This window comes from Mesorhizobium sp. M0496 (assembly GCF_040321205.1).
Taxonomy (GTDB): Bacteria; Pseudomonadota; Alphaproteobacteria; order Rhizobiales; family Rhizobiaceae; genus Mesorhizobium.
Genome location: NZ_JAMYRC010000027.1, coordinates 26,525 through 45,529, shown reverse-complemented (window position 1 = coordinate 45,529; position 19,005 = coordinate 26,525). Strand labels below are relative to the sequence as shown.

Annotated in this window: 19 protein-coding genes; 16 read left to right on the top strand and 3 right to left on the bottom strand. The window is 63.4% G+C overall.

Annotated elements, in window-relative coordinates; genetic code table 11:
* Window positions 1-65: 65 nt before the first annotated feature.
* Entirely contained in the window at window positions 66-722 is a 657-nt protein-coding gene (gene fsa / locus NKI73_RS21500; protein WP_352632896.1) for a fructose-6-phosphate aldolase, read from the bottom strand.
* Between the two features lie 90 nt (window positions 723-812).
* Here fsa and NKI73_RS21495 point away from each other — a divergent pair, with 90 nt between their 5' ends.
* Entirely contained in the window at window positions 813-2,996 is a 2,184-nt protein-coding gene (locus tag NKI73_RS21495) for a primosomal protein N' (protein ID WP_352632895.1), read from the top strand.
* 48 nt (window positions 2,997-3,044) lie between these two features.
* Here NKI73_RS21495 and NKI73_RS21490 read toward each other — a convergent pair whose 3' ends face one another.
* Window positions 3,045-3,290 (bottom strand): type II toxin-antitoxin system Phd/YefM family antitoxin, encoded by a 246-nt coding sequence (locus tag NKI73_RS21490; RefSeq protein ID WP_352629113.1) that lies wholly within the window; start codon window positions 3,288-3,290, stop codon window positions 3,045-3,047.
* 65 nt (window positions 3,291-3,355) lie between these two features.
* On the opposite strand from NKI73_RS21490, the gene NKI73_RS21485 reads away from it, so the two are divergent.
* From NKI73_RS21485 to NKI73_RS21455, 7 genes are all read left to right on the top strand, one after another.
* On the top strand, window positions 3,356-4,051 hold the full coding sequence (locus NKI73_RS21485; protein ID WP_352632894.1) for an aspartate/glutamate racemase family protein: 696 nt from the start codon (window positions 3,356-3,358) through the stop codon (window positions 4,049-4,051).
* Between the two features lie 104 nt (window positions 4,052-4,155).
* Window positions 4,156-4,551: an AGROH133_08824 family phage infection protein gene (locus NKI73_RS21480; RefSeq protein WP_136622211.1), complete on the top strand. Its 396-nt coding sequence runs from the start codon at window positions 4,156-4,158 to the stop codon at window positions 4,549-4,551.
* 246 nt (window positions 4,552-4,797) lie between these two features.
* On the top strand, window positions 4,798-5,358 hold the full coding sequence (locus tag NKI73_RS21475) for a F0F1 ATP synthase subunit delta (protein ID WP_352632893.1): 561 nt from the start codon (window positions 4,798-4,800) through the stop codon (window positions 5,356-5,358).
* On the top strand, window positions 5,358-6,887 hold the full coding sequence (atpA, locus tag NKI73_RS21470) for a F0F1 ATP synthase subunit alpha (protein WP_352632892.1): 1,530 nt from the start codon (window positions 5,358-5,360) through the stop codon (window positions 6,885-6,887). Before NKI73_RS21475 ends, atpA begins: the two co-directional genes overlap by 1 nt.
* Before the next feature lie 31 nt (window positions 6,888-6,918).
* Window positions 6,919-7,803 (top strand): F0F1 ATP synthase subunit gamma, encoded by an 885-nt coding sequence (locus NKI73_RS21465; protein WP_352632891.1) that lies wholly within the window; start codon window positions 6,919-6,921, stop codon window positions 7,801-7,803.
* Between the two features lie 70 nt (window positions 7,804-7,873).
* Window positions 7,874-9,466 (top strand): F0F1 ATP synthase subunit beta, encoded by a 1,593-nt coding sequence (atpD, locus tag NKI73_RS21460; protein ID WP_352632890.1) that lies wholly within the window; start codon window positions 7,874-7,876, stop codon window positions 9,464-9,466.
* A gap of 91 nt (window positions 9,467-9,557) precedes the next feature.
* Complete coding sequence (locus tag NKI73_RS21455) at window positions 9,558-9,965, top strand: F0F1 ATP synthase subunit epsilon (protein WP_095775824.1); 408 nt, start codon at window positions 9,558-9,560, stop codon at window positions 9,963-9,965.
* 51 nt (window positions 9,966-10,016) lie between these two features.
* Here the strand turns inward: NKI73_RS21455 and NKI73_RS21450 are convergent, their stop codons facing one another.
* On the bottom strand, window positions 10,017-11,537 hold the full coding sequence (locus NKI73_RS21450) for a mannitol dehydrogenase family protein (protein WP_352632889.1): 1,521 nt from the start codon (window positions 11,535-11,537) through the stop codon (window positions 10,017-10,019).
* Between the two features lie 145 nt (window positions 11,538-11,682).
* Between NKI73_RS21450 and uxaC the strand changes: the two genes are divergently transcribed.
* From uxaC to NKI73_RS21410, 8 genes are all read left to right on the top strand, one after another.
* Window positions 11,683-13,095 carry a glucuronate isomerase gene (gene uxaC, locus NKI73_RS21445; protein ID WP_502905589.1) on the top strand — a complete coding sequence of 471 codons (1,413 nt, stop codon included), beginning with the start codon at window positions 11,683-11,685 and terminating at the stop codon, window positions 13,093-13,095.
* A gap of 33 nt (window positions 13,096-13,128) precedes the next feature.
* A complete protein-coding gene (locus tag NKI73_RS21440) occupies window positions 13,129-14,106 on the top strand; it encodes a TRAP transporter substrate-binding protein (protein WP_352632888.1) in 978 nt (325 codons plus the stop codon).
* Window positions 14,107-14,163: 57 nt separating this feature from the next.
* Complete coding sequence (locus NKI73_RS21435; protein ID WP_352632887.1) at window positions 14,164-14,691, top strand: TRAP transporter small permease; 528 nt, start codon at window positions 14,164-14,166, stop codon at window positions 14,689-14,691.
* Entirely contained in the window at window positions 14,691-15,971 is a 1,281-nt protein-coding gene (locus NKI73_RS21430) for a TRAP transporter large permease (protein ID WP_352632886.1), read from the top strand. Before NKI73_RS21435 ends, NKI73_RS21430 begins: the two co-directional genes overlap by 1 nt.
* Window positions 15,972-15,983: 12 nt before the next feature.
* On the top strand, window positions 15,984-16,757 hold the full coding sequence (locus NKI73_RS21425) for a FadR/GntR family transcriptional regulator (RefSeq protein ID WP_352632885.1): 774 nt from the start codon (window positions 15,984-15,986) through the stop codon (window positions 16,755-16,757).
* 42 nt (window positions 16,758-16,799) lie between these two features.
* Window positions 16,800-17,651 carry a 5-dehydro-4-deoxy-D-glucuronate isomerase gene (gene kduI, locus NKI73_RS21420; protein WP_352632884.1) on the top strand — a complete coding sequence of 284 codons (852 nt, stop codon included), beginning with the start codon at window positions 16,800-16,802 and terminating at the stop codon, window positions 17,649-17,651.
* Complete coding sequence (gene kduD / locus NKI73_RS21415) at window positions 17,648-18,412, top strand: 2-dehydro-3-deoxy-D-gluconate 5-dehydrogenase KduD (RefSeq protein WP_352632883.1); 765 nt, start codon at window positions 17,648-17,650, stop codon at window positions 18,410-18,412. Before kduI ends, kduD begins: the two co-directional genes overlap by 4 nt.
* A gap of 112 nt (window positions 18,413-18,524) precedes the next feature.
* The gene (locus NKI73_RS21410) at window positions 18,525-18,860 is read left to right on the top strand and encodes a cupin domain-containing protein (protein WP_352632882.1); all 336 of its coding nucleotides are present in this window, start codon (window positions 18,525-18,527) and stop codon (window positions 18,858-18,860) included.
* The last annotated feature ends 145 nt before the right edge of the window (window positions 18,861-19,005 follow it).

Below are 19,005 nucleotides of genomic sequence, written 5' to 3'. Positions count from 1 at the left end.
TTAAAAAGGCCGGGTACCCCGGCCTTTTCTGATTGAAAGTGGTGCGGCTTCAGCCGATCGCCATCTCAGCCGATCTTCTGGCCGGTCTTTGCCCAGTCGGCGAGGAAGGCGGCGAGGCCTTTGTCGGTCAGCGGATGGTTGACCAGCGCCTTCAGGGTCGCCGGCGGCGCGGTAACGACATCGGCGCCGATGAGTGCTGCCTGCTTGACATGGTTCACAGTGCGCACGGAAGCGACGAGGATTTCGGTCTGGAAATCGTAATTGTCGTAGATCTGCCGGATCTCCTGGATCAGCTCCATGCCGTCGATACCGATGTCGTCGATGCGGCCGACGAAGGGCGAGATGAAGGAGGCGCCGGCCTTGGCCGCCAGCAGCGCCTGGTTGGCCGAAAAGCACAGCGTGACGTTGACCAGGCGGTTCATCTCGCTGCGGATCGTCTTGCAGGCCTTCAGCCCGTCCAGCGTCAGCGGCACCTTGATGCAGACATTGTCGGCGATCTTGGCCAGAGCCTTGGCCTGCTGCATCATCTCGGAATATTCGGTGGCGGTGACTTCAGCCGAGACCGGGCCCTTGACGATGTCGCAGATTTCTTTGGTGACCTCGGCGATCTTGCCGCCGGATTTGAGGATCAGCGACGGATTGGTGGTGACGCCGTCGAGCAGTCCCAGATCGTTCAGCTCACGGATATCCTTGACGTCGGCGGTGTCGACAAAAAATTTCATGGCGGGTCTCCTGAAGATTCTCATGTGCATGTCATGCACATTCGGGGTCGGCCTTTGATCTAGACCAAAGTCAGGGCAAGGTCACGCCTCATGATCGAAGATTCGCCCTTTGTCGCAGCCGCACCGGTGCTGGTGCCGATGCCCGCCGAACGCCCCTACACCTATGCCGTGCCCGCCGGCATGCGCGTGGTGCCGGGCTCGATCGTACGCGTGCCGCTCGGGCCGCGCCAGGTCGCCGGAATCGTCTGGGATGGCGCGGTCGAGAAGGTCGATGCGAAGAAGTTGCGCCCGATCGAGCAGGTCTTCGATTGCCCGCCGATCGACCGCGCCATGCGCCGTTTCGTCGACTGGGTGGCGCAGTACACGCTGTCGCCGCCGGGCATGGTGGCGCGCATGCTGCTCAGGGCACCGGAAGCATTCGATCCCGAACCGTGGATCGAGGGGCTGCAGCGCACGCTTCTCGTACCCGATCGGATGACGGGAGCCAGAGAGCGCGTGCTGGAGACGGCCGAAGGCGGCCTTGCCTGGACGCGGTCCGGGTTGGCTCATGCCGCAGGTGTATCGTCGACGGTGATCGACGGGCTGAGGGCGCAAGGCGTGTTCGAGACGGTGATGATCCCGCCGCGCCCGGTCGTGGCGGCACCCGACCCCGGCTACGCCATACCGGAACTGATGCCGGACCAGAACGACGCCGCGCTGATGCTGCGCTCCAATGTCGCAGCCGGCGTGTTCAATGTCGCGCTGCTCGACGGCGTCACCGGATCGGGCAAGACGGAGGTCTATTTCGAGGCGGTTGCAGCCGCGCTCGACCAGGGCAAGCAAGTGCTGATCCTGCTGCCGGAAATCGCGCTGACGCATGCCTTTCTCGAGCGCTTCCAGCAGCGCTTCGGTGCCAAGCCGGGCGAATGGCATTCCGACCTGCCGCCGCGGATGCGCGAAAAAGTCTGGCGGCAAGTGGCGGAGGGCGGCGTGCGGGTCGTCGCCGGCGCGCGCTCGGCGCTGTTCCTGCCGTTCAAGGAGCTCGGCCTGATCGTCGTCGACGAGGAGCACGATCCTGCCTACAAGCAGGAGGACCGCGTCTTCTACAATGCGCGCGACATGGCGGTGGTGCGCGGCCATATCGGTAGCTTTCCGGTCGTGCTGGCGTCGGCGACGCCATCGGTCGAAAGCCAGGTCAATGCCAGCCAGGGGCGCTACGCCAGGGCGGTGCTCTCCGCCCGCTTCGCCGAGGCAGCACTTCCCCACCTGAAGGCGGTCGACATGCGGCGCGCACCGCCGGCGCGCGGCGGCTTCCTGTCGCCGGTGCTGCTCGACCAGATGCGCCAGACGCTGGAGAGGAAGGAACAGTCGCTGCTGTTCCTCAACCGGCGCGGTTATGCGCCGCTGACGCTGTGCCGGGTCTGTGGCCACCGCTTCGGCTGCCCGGTCTGCTCGGCCTGGCTGGTCGAGCATCGCTTTCGCGGCCAGCTGGTCTGCCATCATTGCGGGCACAATGAGCGCCGTCCCGAAGCCTGCCCTGAATGCGGGACACTCGATCATCTGGTCGCTTGCGGACCGGGGGTCGAGCGTATCGCCGAAGAGGTCGTCGCGCATTTTCCCGACGCGCGCACCATCGTTTTGTCGTCCGACCTGATGGGCGGCGTGCGGCGGCTGCGGCTGGAACTGGAGGCGATCGCCAATGGCGAGGCCGACATCGTCATCGGCACGCAGCTTGTCGCCAAGGGTCACAACTTCCCCAACATGACGCTGGTCGGCGTCGTCGATGCCGATCTCGGCCTTGCCAATGGCGATCCGCGCGCCGCCGAGCGCACCTTCCAGCTGCTTAGCCAGGTGACCGGCCGCGCCGGCCGCACCGGCAAGAAGAGCCTTGGCCTGCTGCAGACCTTCCAGCCTGACCATCCGGTGATGCGGGCGATCGTCTCCGGCGACGCCGAGGCCTTCTACGAGCGCGAGATCGCCGAGCGCGAGCGGGCGGCCCTGCCGCCTTTCGGGCGGCTGGCCGGTGTCATCGTCAGTGCAGTGACGCGGGCGGAAGCCGAGGGCCATGCTCGCGGCCTGCGCCGCGCCGCGCCGGAGGCCACCGATCTGTTCGTACTGGGGCCAGCCGAGGCGCCATTGTCACTGCTCGGCGGCCGCCATCGCTTCCGCCTGCTGATCCAGGGCGAACGGCGTGCCGACATGCAAGGTTTTATCAGGGCCATGCTGGCCAACGGGCCAAAACAGCGCGGCTCAGTCAGAGTGCAGGTCGATATTGATCCGCAGAGCTTTTTGTGAGTTGAACGCCGCCGGCCACTCTCGGTAAATGGGCTTATAGAGAGCGGATCAAAATTCGACGTCCCTCAATGGCGATTCATTTCGCTCAAGTTCGATGCCGCCCGGATACCGAAGCAAAAAGTCCCCGAAGTTTTTCTGGCTGTCTTGCGGATAAAGCTTTCGCCCCTCAGCAACCGGAATGACCATGGCGGTCGGCTTGCCGTTTCTCGTGATAATGGTTGGCTCGCCGTTTCCTGCGGCCCCGACGATTGCCGAGAGTCCCACCTTGGCCTGCCGAAGCTCAATAGTTTTCACGACGACCTCCTTTATAGTCTCGTGTGTTTATAATATCGCGGCTACCCAGCAAAGGAACAGCCCTTATGAAAACCCTTGGCCTTCTGGGCGGCATGAGCTGGGAATCGACCGCGATCTACTACCGCCTGCTCAACGAGATCGTGCGCTCGCGGCTGGGCGGGCTGCATTCGGCGAAACTGCTGCTGTGGTCGTTCGACTTCGCCGAGATCGCCGAGCGGCAGCATCATGGCGACTGGGAGGGCGCCGGCGTTCTTCTCGTCGAAGCGGCGCGCAAGCTCGAGGCGGGCGGCGCGGAAGGCCTACTTCTGTGCACCAACACCATGCACAAACTGGCCGATCAGGTGCAGGCGTCGGTGTCGATCCCGCTGATCCACATTGCCGACGCCACGGCGGTGGCGGTCAAGCGCGCCGGCATGCAGCGGCCGGCACTGCTGGCGACGCGCTTCACCATGGAGCAGGATTTCTACAAGGGCCGGCTCGCCGACAAATACGGCCTGCAGCCGGTCGTGCCCGATGCCGCCGGGCGCGACATGGTCCATCGCGTCATCTACGAGGAATTGTGCCAGGGCATCGTCACGGAAACCTCCAAGGCGGCCTATATCGCCGAGACCGAACGCCTGCGCCGCGAAGATGCCGCCGACAGCGTCATCATGGGCTGCACCGAGATCACCATGCTCATCGGCCAGCAGGATTTCGACATTCCGGTCTTCGACACGACGCGCATTCATGCCGAGGCGGCAGTGGAATTCGCGCTCGGTTGATACGCTTCTCCTAAAGTTCCTAAAGTGCCGGCAGCCATCTGGCGCGGGGGTTTTCCTCCGCTAGAATGCCCGGAATTTCAAAACAGGCATTTCGAGGGGACAAGATGGATTTTGCGCTTCCGTGGCCGACGAGCCAGGGCGAATGGCTGGCGTGGTCGAGCGCCGTCTTCACCGTGCTGCTCGGGCTTTTGTTTTTTCTGGCACCGAGCCTCGCCTTCCGTGCCCTGCGTTTGCAGGTCAAGCCCGAGAAGGCGGCGGCGATCGCCGAGGGGCGTGGCAGGATGTCGGGCTTCTATCTCGGCGTCGGCTTGTGTTGCATCCTCTTGGCGCAGCCGCTGATCTACATGGCGCTCGGCTTCTCCTGGCTGTTCACCGCCTTCGGCCGGCTGCTGTCGATGATGTCGGATGGCGCCAACACGCCTTTCAATTGGGTTTCCATCGTGGTGGAATTGGTGCTGGCGGCATTGCCGCTTGCCTTTGCCTTCGGCTTTCTGCCTTGAATCGTTGGGTATTCCGCGATGGAAGACGGGTGACTTTCGCCGGATGCGACAATAGTGCCTGAAAACCATGCGGAACGACGCATTGCGGTCTTAAAATGCCTGTGCTAGACGGCAATCGACTTTCGGCCGGGGATAGCGGAAGCCGCGCCTCCGTGCTCGAAAAAATGCAGTAAGGTCAAAGATTTAGCCAGAGTTTTTGCTCGCGCCAACAATCTGCGGCCTGTCAGACAAGAGAAAAGACGGTCCGTGGCTCAATCGTCATCGCCAATCTCAGGTGTCGCAGAACGCTATGCGGGTTCGCTGTTCGAACTCGCCCTGCAGGCAAATTCCGTCGCCAAGGTCGAAGGCGACCTCAACAGCTTCGAAGCCATGCTCGCGGGCAGCGCGGACCTTACCCGTCTGATCAACAGCCCGGTGTTCTCCAGCGAGGACCAGGCCAAGGCCATCGCGGCGATCGCCGACAAGGCTGGCATTACCGGCCTCACCGGCAATTTCCTGCGCGTCGTCGCCAGAAACCGCCGGCTGTTCGCCATTCCCGGCATGATCAGGGCGTTCCGCCAGATCGCCGCCGAACATCGTGGCGAAACCGCTGCTGAAGTGACGTCGGCACATGAGCTGACCGCTGCGCAGCAGACCGAACTCAAGGCGGCGCTGAAGAGCGTTGCCGGCAAGGACGTGGCCATCTCCGTCACCGTCGATCCGTCGCTGCTTGGCGGGCTGGTGGTCAAGATGGGCTCGCGCCAGATCGATACGTCGCTCAAAACCAAACTCAATTCGCTCAAGCTTGCACTGAAAGAGGTCGGCTGATGGACATCCGCGCCGCGGAAATTTCCGCAATTCTGAAAAACCAGATCAAGAATTTCGGCAAGGAGGCCGAGGTCTCCGAAGTTGGACAGGTGCTGTCCGTCGGTGACGGTATCGCCCGCGTCTACGGCCTCGACAATGTCCAGGCCGGCGAGATGGTCGAGTTTCCCGGCGGCATCCGCGGCATGGCGCTCAACCTCGAAGCCGACAATGTCGGCGTCGTCATCTTCGGTGCCGACCGCGACATCAAGGAAGGCGACATCGTCAAGCGCACCGGCGCCATCGTCGACGTCCCCGTCGGTCCCGGTCTGCTCGGCCGCGTCGTCGACGCACTCGGCAATCCGATCGACGGCAAGGGCCCGATCAAGGCAGTCGAGCGCAAGCGCGTCGACGTCAAGGCGCCCGGCATCATCCCGCGCAAGTCGGTGAACGAGCCGATGTCGACCGGCCTCAAGGCCATCGATGCGCTGATCCCGGTCGGCCGCGGCCAGCGCGAGCTGGTCATCGGCGACCGTCAGACCGGCAAGACCGCCATCATCCTCGACACGATGCTCAACCAGAAGTCGGTGCACGACAACGGCCCCGAGAAGGAAAAACTCTACTGCGTCTATGTCGCCGTCGGCCAGAAGCGTTCGACCGTCGCGCAGTTCGTCAAGGTGCTGGAAGAGCGCGGCGCGCTCGAATACTCGATCATCATCGCAGCTACCGCTTCCGATCCGGCGCCGATGCAGTTCCTGGCGCCGTTCGCCGGCTGCACGATGGGTGAGTATTTCCGCGATAACGGCATGCATGCGCTGATTAGCTATGACGATCTGTCGAAGCAGGCCGTCGCCTATCGCCAGATGTCACTGCTGCTGCGCCGCCCGCCGGGCCGCGAAGCCTATCCGGGCGACGTCTTCTATCTGCATTCGCGCCTGCTCGAGCGTGCCGCAAAGCTCAACGACGATCTGGGCGGTGGATCGCTGACCGCACTGCCGATCATCGAAACGCAGGCCAACGACGTGTCGGCCTATATCCCGACCAACGTGATCTCGATCACCGATGGCCAGATCTTCCTCGAAACCAACCTGTTCTTCCAGGGCATCCGTCCTGCCGTGAACGTCGGCCTGTCGGTCAGTCGCGTCGGCTCGGCCGCGCAGGTCAAGGCGATGAAGCAGGTCGCCGGCTCGATCAAGGGCGAACTCGCGCAGTACCGCGAAATGGCGGCCTTCGCGCAGTTCGGCTCGGATCTCGACGCCGCCACGCAGCGCCTGCTTAACCGTGGATCGCGCCTGACCGAACTCCTGAAGCAGCCGCAGTTCTCGCCGCTGAAGACGGAAGAGCAGGTCGCGGTGATCTTCGCCGGCGTCAACGGCTATCTCGACAAGCTGCCGGTCAACCAGGTCGGCAAGTTCGAGCATGGCCTGCTCAGCCACATGCGTGCGGCCGGCAAGGACGTTCTCGACGCCATCCGCAAGGAAAAGGCGCTGTCGGACGATCTGCGCGCCAAGCTGAAGGCCGAGATCGACGCTTTCGCCAAGACCTTCGCTTGAGCGAATTGCAAGACGGGATCAGGTTTGAAGCATGCCTTCATTAAAAGACCTTCGTAACCGTATCGCCTCGGTCAAGGCGACGCAGAAGATCACCAAGGCGATGCAGATGGTCGCCGCGGCGAAGCTGCGCCGTGCGCAGGAGGCCGCGGAAGCGGCGCGCCCCTATTCGGAGCGCATGGGTTCCGTGCTGGCCAACATCACCCAGGCAATCGGCGGCGGCGGCGATGCCCCGGCGCTGATGACCGGTACCGGCAAGGATGACGTGCATCTGCTCGTCGTCTGCACCGCCGAGCGCGGCCTGTGCGGCGGCTTCAATTCGCAGATCGCTCGCCTTGCCCGCGACCATATCCGCAAGCTGCTGGCCGACGGCAAGCAGGTGAAGATCATCTGCGTCGGCAAGAAGGGTTTCGACATCCTGCGCCGCGACTATGCATCGCTGATCATTGACCGTGTCGATCTGCGCGAGGTCAAGACGCTTGGTTTCGTCAATGCCGATGCCATCGCCAAGAAGGTCATCCACCTCTTCAACGAGGGCGCCTTCGACATCTGCACGCTGTTCTATTCGCAGTTCAAGTCGGTGATCAGCCAGATCCCGACCGCGCAGCAGATCATCCCGGCCGGCCTGGCTTCGACTCCGGCCGAGGCGAACGACGGCGGCAACGCTGTCTATGAATACGAGCCGGAGCCGGGCGAAATCCTCTCCGATCTCATTCCGCGCAACATCTCGGTACAGGTTTTCCGGGCACTGCTCGAAAACGCCGCCGGTGAAATGGGCGCCAAGATGAGCGCCATGGACAATGCGACGCGCAACGCCGGCGAGATGATCAACAAACTGTCGATCACCTACAATCGTCAGCGGCAGGCGCAGATCACCAAGGAACTGATCGAAATCATTTCGGGCGCCGAGGCGCTCTAGGCGCGGTCCGCGGGTCATCGATCCGCGACCGGACCGCGTGAGAAACAAAGGACGAAAAAGGGTAAAGACGATGGCGAAAGCAGCGACCCCCCAGAAGGCGGCCCCCAAGGCGGCAGCCGCGAAGACCGCAGCCCCCGCGAAGGCGGCGGCCAAGGCTCCAGCAGCGAAGGCAGCTCCGGCAAAGTCGGCGGCCGCACCCACCAAGGCTGCCGCGGCCAAGACATCGGCAGTGGCCAGCAAGGCAACCGGCGTTGTCGGCAAGGTCCGCCAGGTCATCGGCGCCGTCGTCGACGTGCAGTTCGGCGATCACCTGCCGGCGATCCTGAACGCGCTCGAGACGACCAATGTCGGCAACCGCCTCGTGCTGGAAGTTGCCCAGCATCTGGGTGAAAACACCGTGCGCTGCATCGCCATGGACTCGACCGAAGGTCTGGTTCGCGGCCAGGACGTGCGTGACACCGGGGCGCCGATCACCGTGCCGGTCGGCCCGGGCATGCTCGGCCGCATCATCAACGTCATCGGCGAGCCGGTCGACGAAGAAGGCCCGGTCGACGCGACCGAAATGCGCTCCATCCACCAGCCGGCTCCGACCTATGTCGAGCAGTCGACGGAAGCCCAGATCCTGATCACCGGCATCAAGGTGCTCGACCTTCTGGCACCCTACGCCAAGGGCGGCAAGATCGGCCTGTTCGGCGGCGCTGGCGTCGGCAAGACCGTGCTGATCCAGGAGCTGATCAATAACATCGCCAAGGCGCATGGCGGCTATTCGGTGTTCGCCGGCGTCGGCGAGCGCACCCGCGAAGGCAACGATCTCTATCACGAGTTCATCGAATCCGGCGTCAACAAGAAGGGCGGTGGCGAAGGCTCCAAGGCAGCACTCGTCTACGGCCAGATGAACGAGCCGCCGGGCGCGCGCGCCCGCGTCGGCCTGACCGGCCTGACGGTGGCGGAATATTTCCGCGACCAGGGCCAGGACGTGCTGTTCTTCGTCGACAACATCTTCCGCTTCACGCAGGCGGGTTCGGAAGTGTCGGCTCTGCTCGGCCGTATCCCGTCGGCGGTGGGCTACCAGCCGACGCTCGCCACCGACATGGGTGCGCTGCAGGAACGCATCACCACCACCACCAAGGGCTCGATCACGTCCGTGCAGGCCATCTACGTGCCCGCCGACGACTTGACCGATCCGGCGCCGGCGACCTCGTTCGCTCACCTTGACGCGACGACGACGCTCAACCGCGCCATCGCCGAGAAGGGCATCTATCCGGCCGTCGACCCGCTCGATTCGACCTCGCGCATGCTCGACCCGCTGGTCGTCGGCGACGAGCACTACGGCGTCGCGCGCCAGGTGCAGTCGATCCTCCAGCGCTACAAGTCGCTGCAGGACATCATCGCCATCCTGGGCATGGACGAGTTGTCGGAAGAGGACAAGCAGACCGTGGCCCGCGCCCGCAAGATCGAGCGCTTCCTGTCGCAGCCCTTCTTCGTCGCCGAAGTGTTCACCGGCGCGCCGGGCAAGCTGGTCGACCTCGCCGACACCATCAAGGGCTTCAAGGGCCTCTGCAACGGCGACTACGATCACCTTCCGGAAGCTGCCTTCTACATGGTCGGCGGCATCGAGGAAGCAGTCGAGAAGGCACAGCGCCTCGCGGCTGAAGCGGCGTAATCAAGCGAATAGGGAGTAGCGAATAGGGAATATGGGCTGGCGAATTCTTCTGACTACTCGCTACTCGCTATTCGCTATTCGCTAAATTGACATGGCTGAAGCTTTCAAGTTCGAACTGGTCTCGCCGGAGCGCCTGCTGGTTTCCGCCGAGGTCGAATCCGTCGTCATTCCGGGCGCCGAAGGCGAGATGACCGTGATGGCGCACCACGCGCCGGTCATGACCACGATCAAGCCTGGCGTCGTCACGGTGAAGACCGCTTCGGGCGGCGAAGAGCGCTATGTGGTGTTCGGCGGCTTCGCCGACATCGTTCCAGCCGGCTGCACGCTGCTGGCGGAATCGGCTGTCGCGGTGAAGGATGTCGACCGCGCCGATCTCGCCCGTCGCATCCAGGAAGCCAAGGAAGATGCAGCCGATGCCAAGGACGACCAGGCTCGCAGCAAGGCGGAACAGTTCCTTAGCCAGCTCACCACGCTGGAAGGCGCCATCCTGCCGGCCTGAAGCCTGCTTCGGATGACGGATTGAAAAGCGGGGCCTTGCCTCGCTTTTTTGTTAGAGGCCCAATGCAGCGAAGGCTGCTGCCGAGCCGCCACGGCGCAGCTGTTCAAGATGGGCGGTCGTGAGATCCACCAGGTTTTTGCGCCCGGACTCTCCCTTGGCAAAGCCAGTCAGATCGAACACCGACGCGACGCTTTCGGCGGATGACAGGCGCCTGTCACCGATTGCCGCCAACGCTGCATCGAGCGGATCGGTGAAATGGCTCTCCGGCAAGGTCCTGCCGCGTGCTTCGCAGGCTGCGATCCAGGCGGCGATCACCAGCGTCAGATGTTCGGGCACAGCGCCGGCTTCGAGGCACTCCAAGGCGGAAGCGACGATGCGTTGCGGCAGTTTCTGGCTGCCGTCATTGGCGATCTGTGCCGTGCGGTGGGCAAGTGCCGTGTTTGAGAAACGCTCGGCCAGTTCAGCCGTATAGCTTGCCGTATCCAGCCCGGCATTCCTCGGTAGCGTCGGAATGGCCTCGGCCCAGAGTGCATCGACAAAGGCCCGTATCGCCGGATCGGCGAAGGCGCGGTCGACGGTGGCGTGACCGCTGAGCAGGCCGAGATAGGCGATGGCCGAATGCGAGCCGTTGAGCAGCCTGAGCTTCATGTCCTCGAACGGCCTGACGTCGTCGACCATGGTGACGCCGAACTGTTCCCAGGCCGGCCGGCCCTGTGGGAAATTGTCCTCGACCACCCACTGGCAGAACGGCTCGGTCATCACAGGCCAGGCGTCCTCGACGCCGAGTTCGACAGCGACCCGCGCGCGGTCGGCATCGGTGGTTGCCGGGACGATACGATCGACCATGCTTGAGGGAAACGCCACTTGATCGGCGATATGGTTGGCGAGCCCGGCATCGCCCTTCGCATCGAGCCTGGCATCCCGCAATTCGGCGAATTCGATCAGCAGCCGGTGCAGCGTGGCGCCGTTGGCCGGGAGGTTGTCGCAGCACAGCACGGTGAAGGGCGGTGTGCCGGCGGCGCGTCGCCGGGCAAGCGCCTCAGTCAGAAAACCATGCGCTGTCTTCGGCATTTGCGGATTTGCCAGGTCGTGGGCGATATCAGGATGAGCGGTATCCAGTCCACCGCCCGCCGCCCTCAGATAGGCCTTTTCGGTGATCGTCAGCGTGATGATCCAGGTACGCGGATCGGTCAGCGCGGCCAGCACCGCGCCCGGGTCTTCCGGCGCCACCAGCATCGCGCCGATCGAGCCGATGACGCGAAGCTTCTCCTCGCCGCTGCTTCTGATCGCCAGCGTGTATAGGCCGTCCTGCGGCGCGAGCGCGTCGCGTGTGTCGGTACTGCGCAGCGACACGCCTGTTATGCCCCAGCCTGTCTCGCCTGCCGCCAGGCAGTCGTCGACATAGGCTGCCTGATGGGCGCGATGGAAGGCGCCGACACCGAGATGCACGATGCCCGGGACGACGCGGCTGCGATCATACGAAGGTGTCGCGATCGAAGCCGGCAGTGCGTGCACCGTCGTCATGGAAAGGCGGTTGGTCATCGTCGTACGGCTGGTCTGTTCGGATGGCATTAAATCGCCCTCAGGGAGTAGTCGGCTAGCGGCCTAACATTCGATTTCCTGCCACACAATGGGTCGAAAAGTCATCATACAACAATCTAATTTTTGTATGTTGACATTATTTCTTGTCGACCCTACCGATAGCGGCTCTGGGAGGATGATCGTGGCACTGACCGATGCGGATTTGCTGTTTCCCGCCGAGGCGCATTCGCGCTCGGTCGCCCGCGATCTCTATGCTGGGATCAAGGATCTGCCTCTGGTCAGCCCGCATGGTCACACCGATCCGCGCTGGTATGCGCAGAACGAGCCGTTTCCGGATCCAGCGCAACTGCTCATCGTGCCGGACCACTACATCTTCCGCATGCTGTTCAGCCAGGGCGTTCGTCTTGAGGATCTCGGCGTGGCGACGCTCGACGGCGGGCCGGTGGAGACCGACGGCCGGACGATCTGGCGGCGTTTTGCCGAGCACTATTATCTGTTTCGCGGCACGCCGACCCGGCTGTGGTTCGACCATGTGCTCGCCGATCTGTTCGGCATCGACGAACCGCTGACCGCGGCGACCGCCGACGGCCATTACGACACGATCGCGACGCTGCTGCAGTGGGAGAATTTCCGCCCGCGCGCGCTGTTCGAACGCTTCAACATCGAGGTCATCGCGACCACTGAAGGCGCGCTCGACGATCTCAAATGGCACCAGATGATCCGCGAGAGCGGCTGGCAGGGCCGCGTCATCACCGCCTACCGGCCGGACGCGGTCGTCGATCCCGACTTCGAAGGATTCTCGGCCAATCTCGACCGGCTCGGCGAGGTAACCGGCTGCGACACCGGCAGTTGGGCAGGCTATCTCGACGCGCACCGCCAGCGGCGCGCCTTCTTCAAGGGTTTTGGCGCGACCTCGTCCGACCATGGCCATCCAACGGCCGAAACCGCCAATCTTTCGGATGCCGCGGCGGCGGAGCTGTTTAGCCGCATCCGCCGTGGTTCCGACGACGAGCGCGAGCGAAAACTGTTCCGCGCCCAGATGCTGACCGAGATGGCCAAGATGAGCCTCAACGACGGGCTGGTGCTGCAGATCCATCCCGGCTCCTGGCGCAACCATTCGCCGGCTGTTTTCCAAAAATTCGGCCGCGACAAGGGCTTCGATATCCCGACCCGGACCGACTATGTGACGGCGCTGAAGCCGCTGCTCGACTGCGTCGGGCTGGAGCGCGACCTCACCGTCATTCTCTTCACGCTCGACGAAACCAGTTATGCGCGCGAACTCGCGCCGCTGGCCGGTGTCTACCCGGCGCTGAAGCTCGGGCCGGCCTGGTGGTTCCACGACAGCCCGGAAGGCATGCGGCGCTTCCGCGAGATGACCACCGAGACGGCCGGCTTCTACAACACCGTCGGTTTCAACGACGACACCCGCGCCTTTCCATCGATCCCGGCGCGCCACGACGTGGCGCGGCGGGTCGACTGCGCGTTCCTCGCGCGTCTCGTCGCCGAGCATCGGCTACACGAGGACGAGGCGCATGAGCTGGCGCGGGAGCTTGCCTACACGCTTGCCAAGAAGGCGTACCGGCTCTGAGCCGGGCGCTTCGATTTTAAAAGGGAGGAAGTCATGTTGCATTTTTCGAAATTGACGGCAGCCACGTTCGCTTTCGGCTCACTGCTGGTCGGCATTGCCAACGCCGAAACCGTGCTGCGCTCGGCCGACACGCATCCGGATGGCTACCCGACCGTCGACGCGGTGAAGTACATGGGCGAGCTGATCAAGGAGCGCACTAAGGGCGCCTACTCGGTCGAGGTCTATCATTCGGCGCAGCTTGGTGAGGAAAAGGACACGATCGAGCAGACGCAGACCGGCGTCATCGATCTCAACCGCGTCTCGATGGGACCGTTCAACGGTATCGTCCCGGAAACCGCCGTGCCGTCGCTGCCCTATATGTTCCGTTCGGTCGAGCACATGCGCCACGTGATGGACGGGCCGATCGGCGACGAGATCCTGAAGGCTTTCGAGGCGCATGATCTGGTCGGACTCGCCTTCTACGATTCCGGCGCCCGCTCCTTCTACAACACCAAGAAGGACATCGCCTCGATGGCCGACATGAAGGGCATGAAGTTCCGCGTCATCCAGTCCGACGTTTTCGTCGACATGGTCAATGCGCTCGGCGCCAACGCCACGCCGATGGCCTATGGCGAGGTCTATTCGGCCTTGCAGACCGGTGTCATCGACGGCGCCGAGAACAACTGGCCAAGCTTCGAATCGGCCAAACACTATGAGGTTGCCAAGCACTACACGATGGACCAGCACCAGATCGTTCCGGAGGTGCTGGTGATGGCGAAGGCGAGCTGGGACAAGCTGTCGCCGGAGGACCAGGCGATCGTGCGGCAGGCGGCCAAGGACAGCGTCGTCAAGATGCGTGAACTGTGGGACGCGCAGGAAAAGAAATCGCGCGACATCGTCGAAGCCGCCGGCGTCAAGGTCAGCGAGATCGACAAGCAGCCGCTGATCGACGCGATGAAGCCGGTCTACGACAAGTATCTCTCGACGCCCGAGCTGAAGGATCTCGCGGCGCGCATCCAGGCAACCAAATAATCCGTTCGCGACAATGGTGGCGCGTTGATCCGCGCCACCATCCGGGGAGACGCGTATATGAAATCATTCTGGCTGGCCACGGAGCGGCTGCTGTCACAGCTCGCAAGGCTTGCACTGTGGGTCAGCGGTGCCGGACTGACGCTGATGACGTTGATCATCTTCTGGCAGGTGTTTTCCCGTTACGTCCTCAATAGTTCGCCGAGCTGGACTGAGTCCTTTTCGGTGCTGCTGATGGGCTGGTTCATCTTCCTGGGTGCTGCCGTCGGCGTTCGCGAGCGCACCCATCTGGGTTTCGATGTGCTGCTTTACTTCCTGCCGCATGGCGCCAAGGCGGTACTGCGCAGCATTTCGGACATCGTCGTGCTCGCCTTCGGCGCGGGCATGATCATCTACGGTATCCAGCTCACCAGGCTGACCTGGAACACGGTGATGCCGTCGCTTTCCTTGCCGGGCGGCGTCGGATTCCTGCCGGTCATCCTGGGCGGCGCGCTCGTCTGTCTGTTTTCCCTGGAGCGGCTGGCCGGGCGATTTGCCGGACTGCCCGTAGACGCCGATCAGTACGCCACGGGCGAGGAGGATCTGTAATGGCCCTGACGGTTCTGTTCGGCACCTTCGTCTTCCTGCTGATCATCGGCACACCGATCGCGTTCTGCCTTGGCGTCGCCAGCTTCGCGACGGTTCTGGTGCTGGACCTGCCGCCGCTTGTGGTGTTCCAGCGTCTCAACTCCGGCGTCAGCGTGTTTTCGCTGATGGCCATCCCGTTCTTCATCTTCGCCGGCGACCTGATGGTGCGCGGCGGCATTGCCGCCAGGCTGGTGGCGCTTGCCGGTTCCCTGGTCGGTCATCTGCGCGGCGGGCTGGGGCAGGTCAACATCGCTGCCTCGACCATGTTCGGCGGCATTTCCGGATCCGCAGTGGCCGATGCTTCGGCGGTCGGCGGGCTGATGATCCCGCAGATGAAGGCGCGCGGCTACGGCATCGACTATGCCGTCAACATCACCTCGGTCGGCGCCATCATTGCGCTGCTGATCCCGCCCTCGCACAACATGATCATCTATTCGATATCGGCCGGCGGCCGCATCTCGATCGCCGACCTTTTCACCGCGGGCGTCATACCCGGCCTGCTGTTGGCGCTGTCTCTCATGATCACGGCCTATTGGGTTGCCAGCCGTCGCGGCTACCCGACCGAGCCGTTCGCGGGCTTCGGCCGCGCGTTGCAGCTGCTTGTCGCCGCAATTCCGGGCCTGGTCCTTATCGGTATTATCTTCGGCGGCGTCCGCTCCGGCGTCTTCACGGCCACTGAAAGCTCGTGCATCGCCATCGTCTACGCCTTCCTGGTGACGCTTGTCATCTACCGCTCGATGAGCTGGAACGACTTCGTCGCCGCTACAACGGCGGCCGTGCGCACGACGGCAATGGTGCTGATGATCATCGGCTGTGCTGCTGCCTTCGGCTGGCTGCTGGCCTATCTCAGGGTCCCCGCCGCGCTCGTCGCCTTCCTGCAGTCAGTGTCCGACAACAAGCTGGTCATCCTGCTGATGATCAATGTGGTGCTGCTTATCCTCGGCACGTTCATGGATATGTCGCCGCTGATCATCATCACCACGCCGATCTTCTTGCCCGTGGTGATGGCCTACGGCGTAGACCCCGTGCATTTCGGCGTCATCCTGATCCTTAATCTCGGCATCGGCCTGTGCACGCCGCCAGTGGGGGCGGTGCTGTTCGTCAGCTGCGCCATCGGGCGGATCCCGATCTGGACGGCGATGCGCTCGATCTGGCCATTCTACGGCGCGGCTTTCGTCGTGTTGATGCTTGTCACCTACATACCGGAAATCTCATTGTGGCTACCGAGCCTGTTCCACTAGGAGAACCATCAAGTGCCCGCTGCATCCGCCGACCTCAAGGTCGAGAGAAAACCCAAACTGTCGGAAACCGTCGTCGCGGCGATCCGCAGGCAGCTGCAGGCGGGCGAGATTCAGCCTGGCCACAAATTGCCGACCGAGGGCCAGCTGACCGAGACCTTCGGCGTCAGCCGCACCGTCATCCGCGAGGCGCTGGCCAAGCTTGCCGCCGATGGGCTGGTCGAGCCGCGCCAAGGCGCCGGCGTCTTCGTCAACGAGCACATCTCGACGATGTTCGGCGCGCTGGCCGCCGACATGGGTAGCAAGGATTCGATTGCGCTCAACGTGCTGGAAGTGCGGCTTGCGATCGAGATCGAATCGGCCGGGATCGCCGCCATCCGCCGCAACGCGGCGCAGGAGGCAGCGATCCAGGAAGCGTTTTTCGAGTTCGAACGGCTGCTGCTTGCCAGCGAGCCGACCGGCCCGGCCGACCTCGCCTTCCACCGCGCGATCGCCAGCGCCACCAACAATCCGTTCTATGTCGAGATGCTCGACGTGCTCGGCCGGCGCGCCATTCCGTGCGACGTGACCTCGCCCTGGTCGACCGAGCTGGTGCAATCCGACAGCTATCAGCGCGGTCTGCAGCGCGAGCATCTGGTGATCCTCAACGCTATTACCTCAGGCGATGCCGAGGCCGCGCGTGAAGCGATGCGGACGCATCTCACCGCCAGCCAGCAACGCTACCGCGAGCGCCTGCATGCAAGGCAGCATTTTTATGCCAGTTCGGTCAAGGCCGCTGCCGGCGAATAAATCAATCAAGTCAGGACAGCCCCATCTCAAGTCAGGATTGAAATGAGCCAGAGCCATACCGATTATACCTCGCGCTTCGCCATCGATCCGGTCGCCGCGGCGGCCATGGGAACCGATGAGCTGCGCCACAATTTCCACATCGAAGACCTGTTCCAGCCGGGTCGCATCAGCCTGACCTACACCCATTACGACCGCATGATCGTCGGCGGTGCCGTGCCGACCGGCTTGCCGCTTCAACTGGAGGCGATCAAGCCGACCGGGACCAAGAACTTCCTCGACCGCCGCGAGCTGATCGCCGTCAACATCGGTGGGGCAGGCGTCATCGAGGCCGGCGGCCAGTCCTTTGAATTGCAGGCGCGCGACATGCTCTATCTCGGCATGGGAACAGCCCACGTGTCGTTCGCGTCGGCGGACAAGGGCGTGCCGGCAAAATTCTATCTGCTCAGCGCGCCGGCGCATCACGCCTGGCCCAGCCGGCTGATCCGCATCGGCGACGCCAAGCGCCTCGATCTCGGCAGCAAGGATGCCTGCAACGAACGCTCGATCTTCCAGTTCATCCATGCCGAGGGTGCAAAGACCTGCCAGTTGGTGGTCGGCATGACGCAGCTGGCGCCGGGCTCAGTGTGGAACACCATGCCATGCCATGTGCATGACCGGCGCATGGAGGCCTATCTCTATTTCGACCTGGCCAAGACGGCGCGCGTCTTCCACTTCATGGGCGAGCCGGACGAGACGCGCCATCTGGTGATGCGCAACGAGGAAGCGGTGCTGTCGCCTGGCTGGTCGATCCATTCGGGCGCCGGCACGTCCAACTACGCCTTCATCTGGGCGATGGCCGGCGACAATGTCGACTATACCGATGTCGATCCAGTGGCATTGGACGAATTGCGGTGAGCGATAACTCCGCATTCAGCCTGGCCGGAAAGCGTATGCTGGTGACCGGCGCCAACACCGGCATCGGCCAAGGCATCGCGGTGTCGATCGCACGCGCCGGCGGCGCGGTGATCGGCGTCGGCCGCTCGTCGATGGACGATACGGCAAGCAGGGTTGCCGCGATGGGCGGGCAATTCGAGGCGGTGAGTGCCAACCTTGCCGATACGTCGGCAGCGGGTCCGTTGCTCGAACGTATCTGGGAGGAAAGCGGTCCGCTCGACGGACTGGTCAACAATGCCGGCATCATCCGCCGCGCCGATGCCGTCGATCTCAGCGAGACCGATTGGGATGACGTCATGGACGTCAATCTGAAGACGGTTTTTCTGCTCTGCCAGTCCTTTGCCAGGCGTGTCCTGGCCGGCGGGCATCAGGGCAAGATCGTCAACATCGCCTCGGTGCTGAGTTTCCAGGGTGGCATCCGGGTCGCATCCTATACCGCCTCGAAGCATGGCGTGCTCGGCATCACCCGGCTGCTCGCCTGCGAATGGGCGGCAAAAGGCATCAACGTCAACGCCATCGCGCCGGGCTATATAGAAACCAACAACACGCAGGCACTGCGCGCCGATCCCGATCGCAGCGCCGCCATCCTGGCGCGCATCCCGGCAGGCCGCTGGGGCGACGCGGGCGATATTGGCGACGCCGCCGTCTTCCTGCTGGCGCCGGCGTCGAACTATATGCATGGCGCGGTGGTGCCTGTGGATGGCGGCTGGCTAGCGCGCTAGCGCGGTTCATCGTTTCACGGAAATGCCGAACTGCGCTACCTCTTTGTTTCGACGCAATTCCGAACGGAAAACCGTTTCACACTTTTCCTGGAATTGCTCTGAGGAGATGACGATGACCGCAAAGATTTTCGCGCATGCGGGCGAGGGCGCCTGGACGGCGACGCCGGACGGTAACAGGAGGTGCGTTCTCCTGCACACGGATGAATTGATGATGGTCGAATTCGGCTTCGACAAGGGTGGCGTCGGCGCTCTGCATTCGCACCCGCATGTCCAGGCAAGTTACGTCGCCGAAGGCCGCTTCGAGGTGACCATCGACGGCCGGACCGAAACCATTGCGGCCGGCGGCAGCTTCATCGTGCCGTCCGGTCTGGTGCACGGCGTCAAGGCGCTGGAGGCAGGAAGGCTGGTCGATAGCTTTACGCCGCACCGAGCCGATTTCCTCGCTTAACGGTGAGAGATCGAGCAGGGAAGACCCGCGCCCCTGAAGAGGCGCGGGTTGTTGCCTGGGCGCTTGTGGCGCCGCGGTACTCAAGACATGACCGCAGGATGCGGAAGCTGCCGCATGATGGTGAAGATAGTCTTAATGCGCCGGA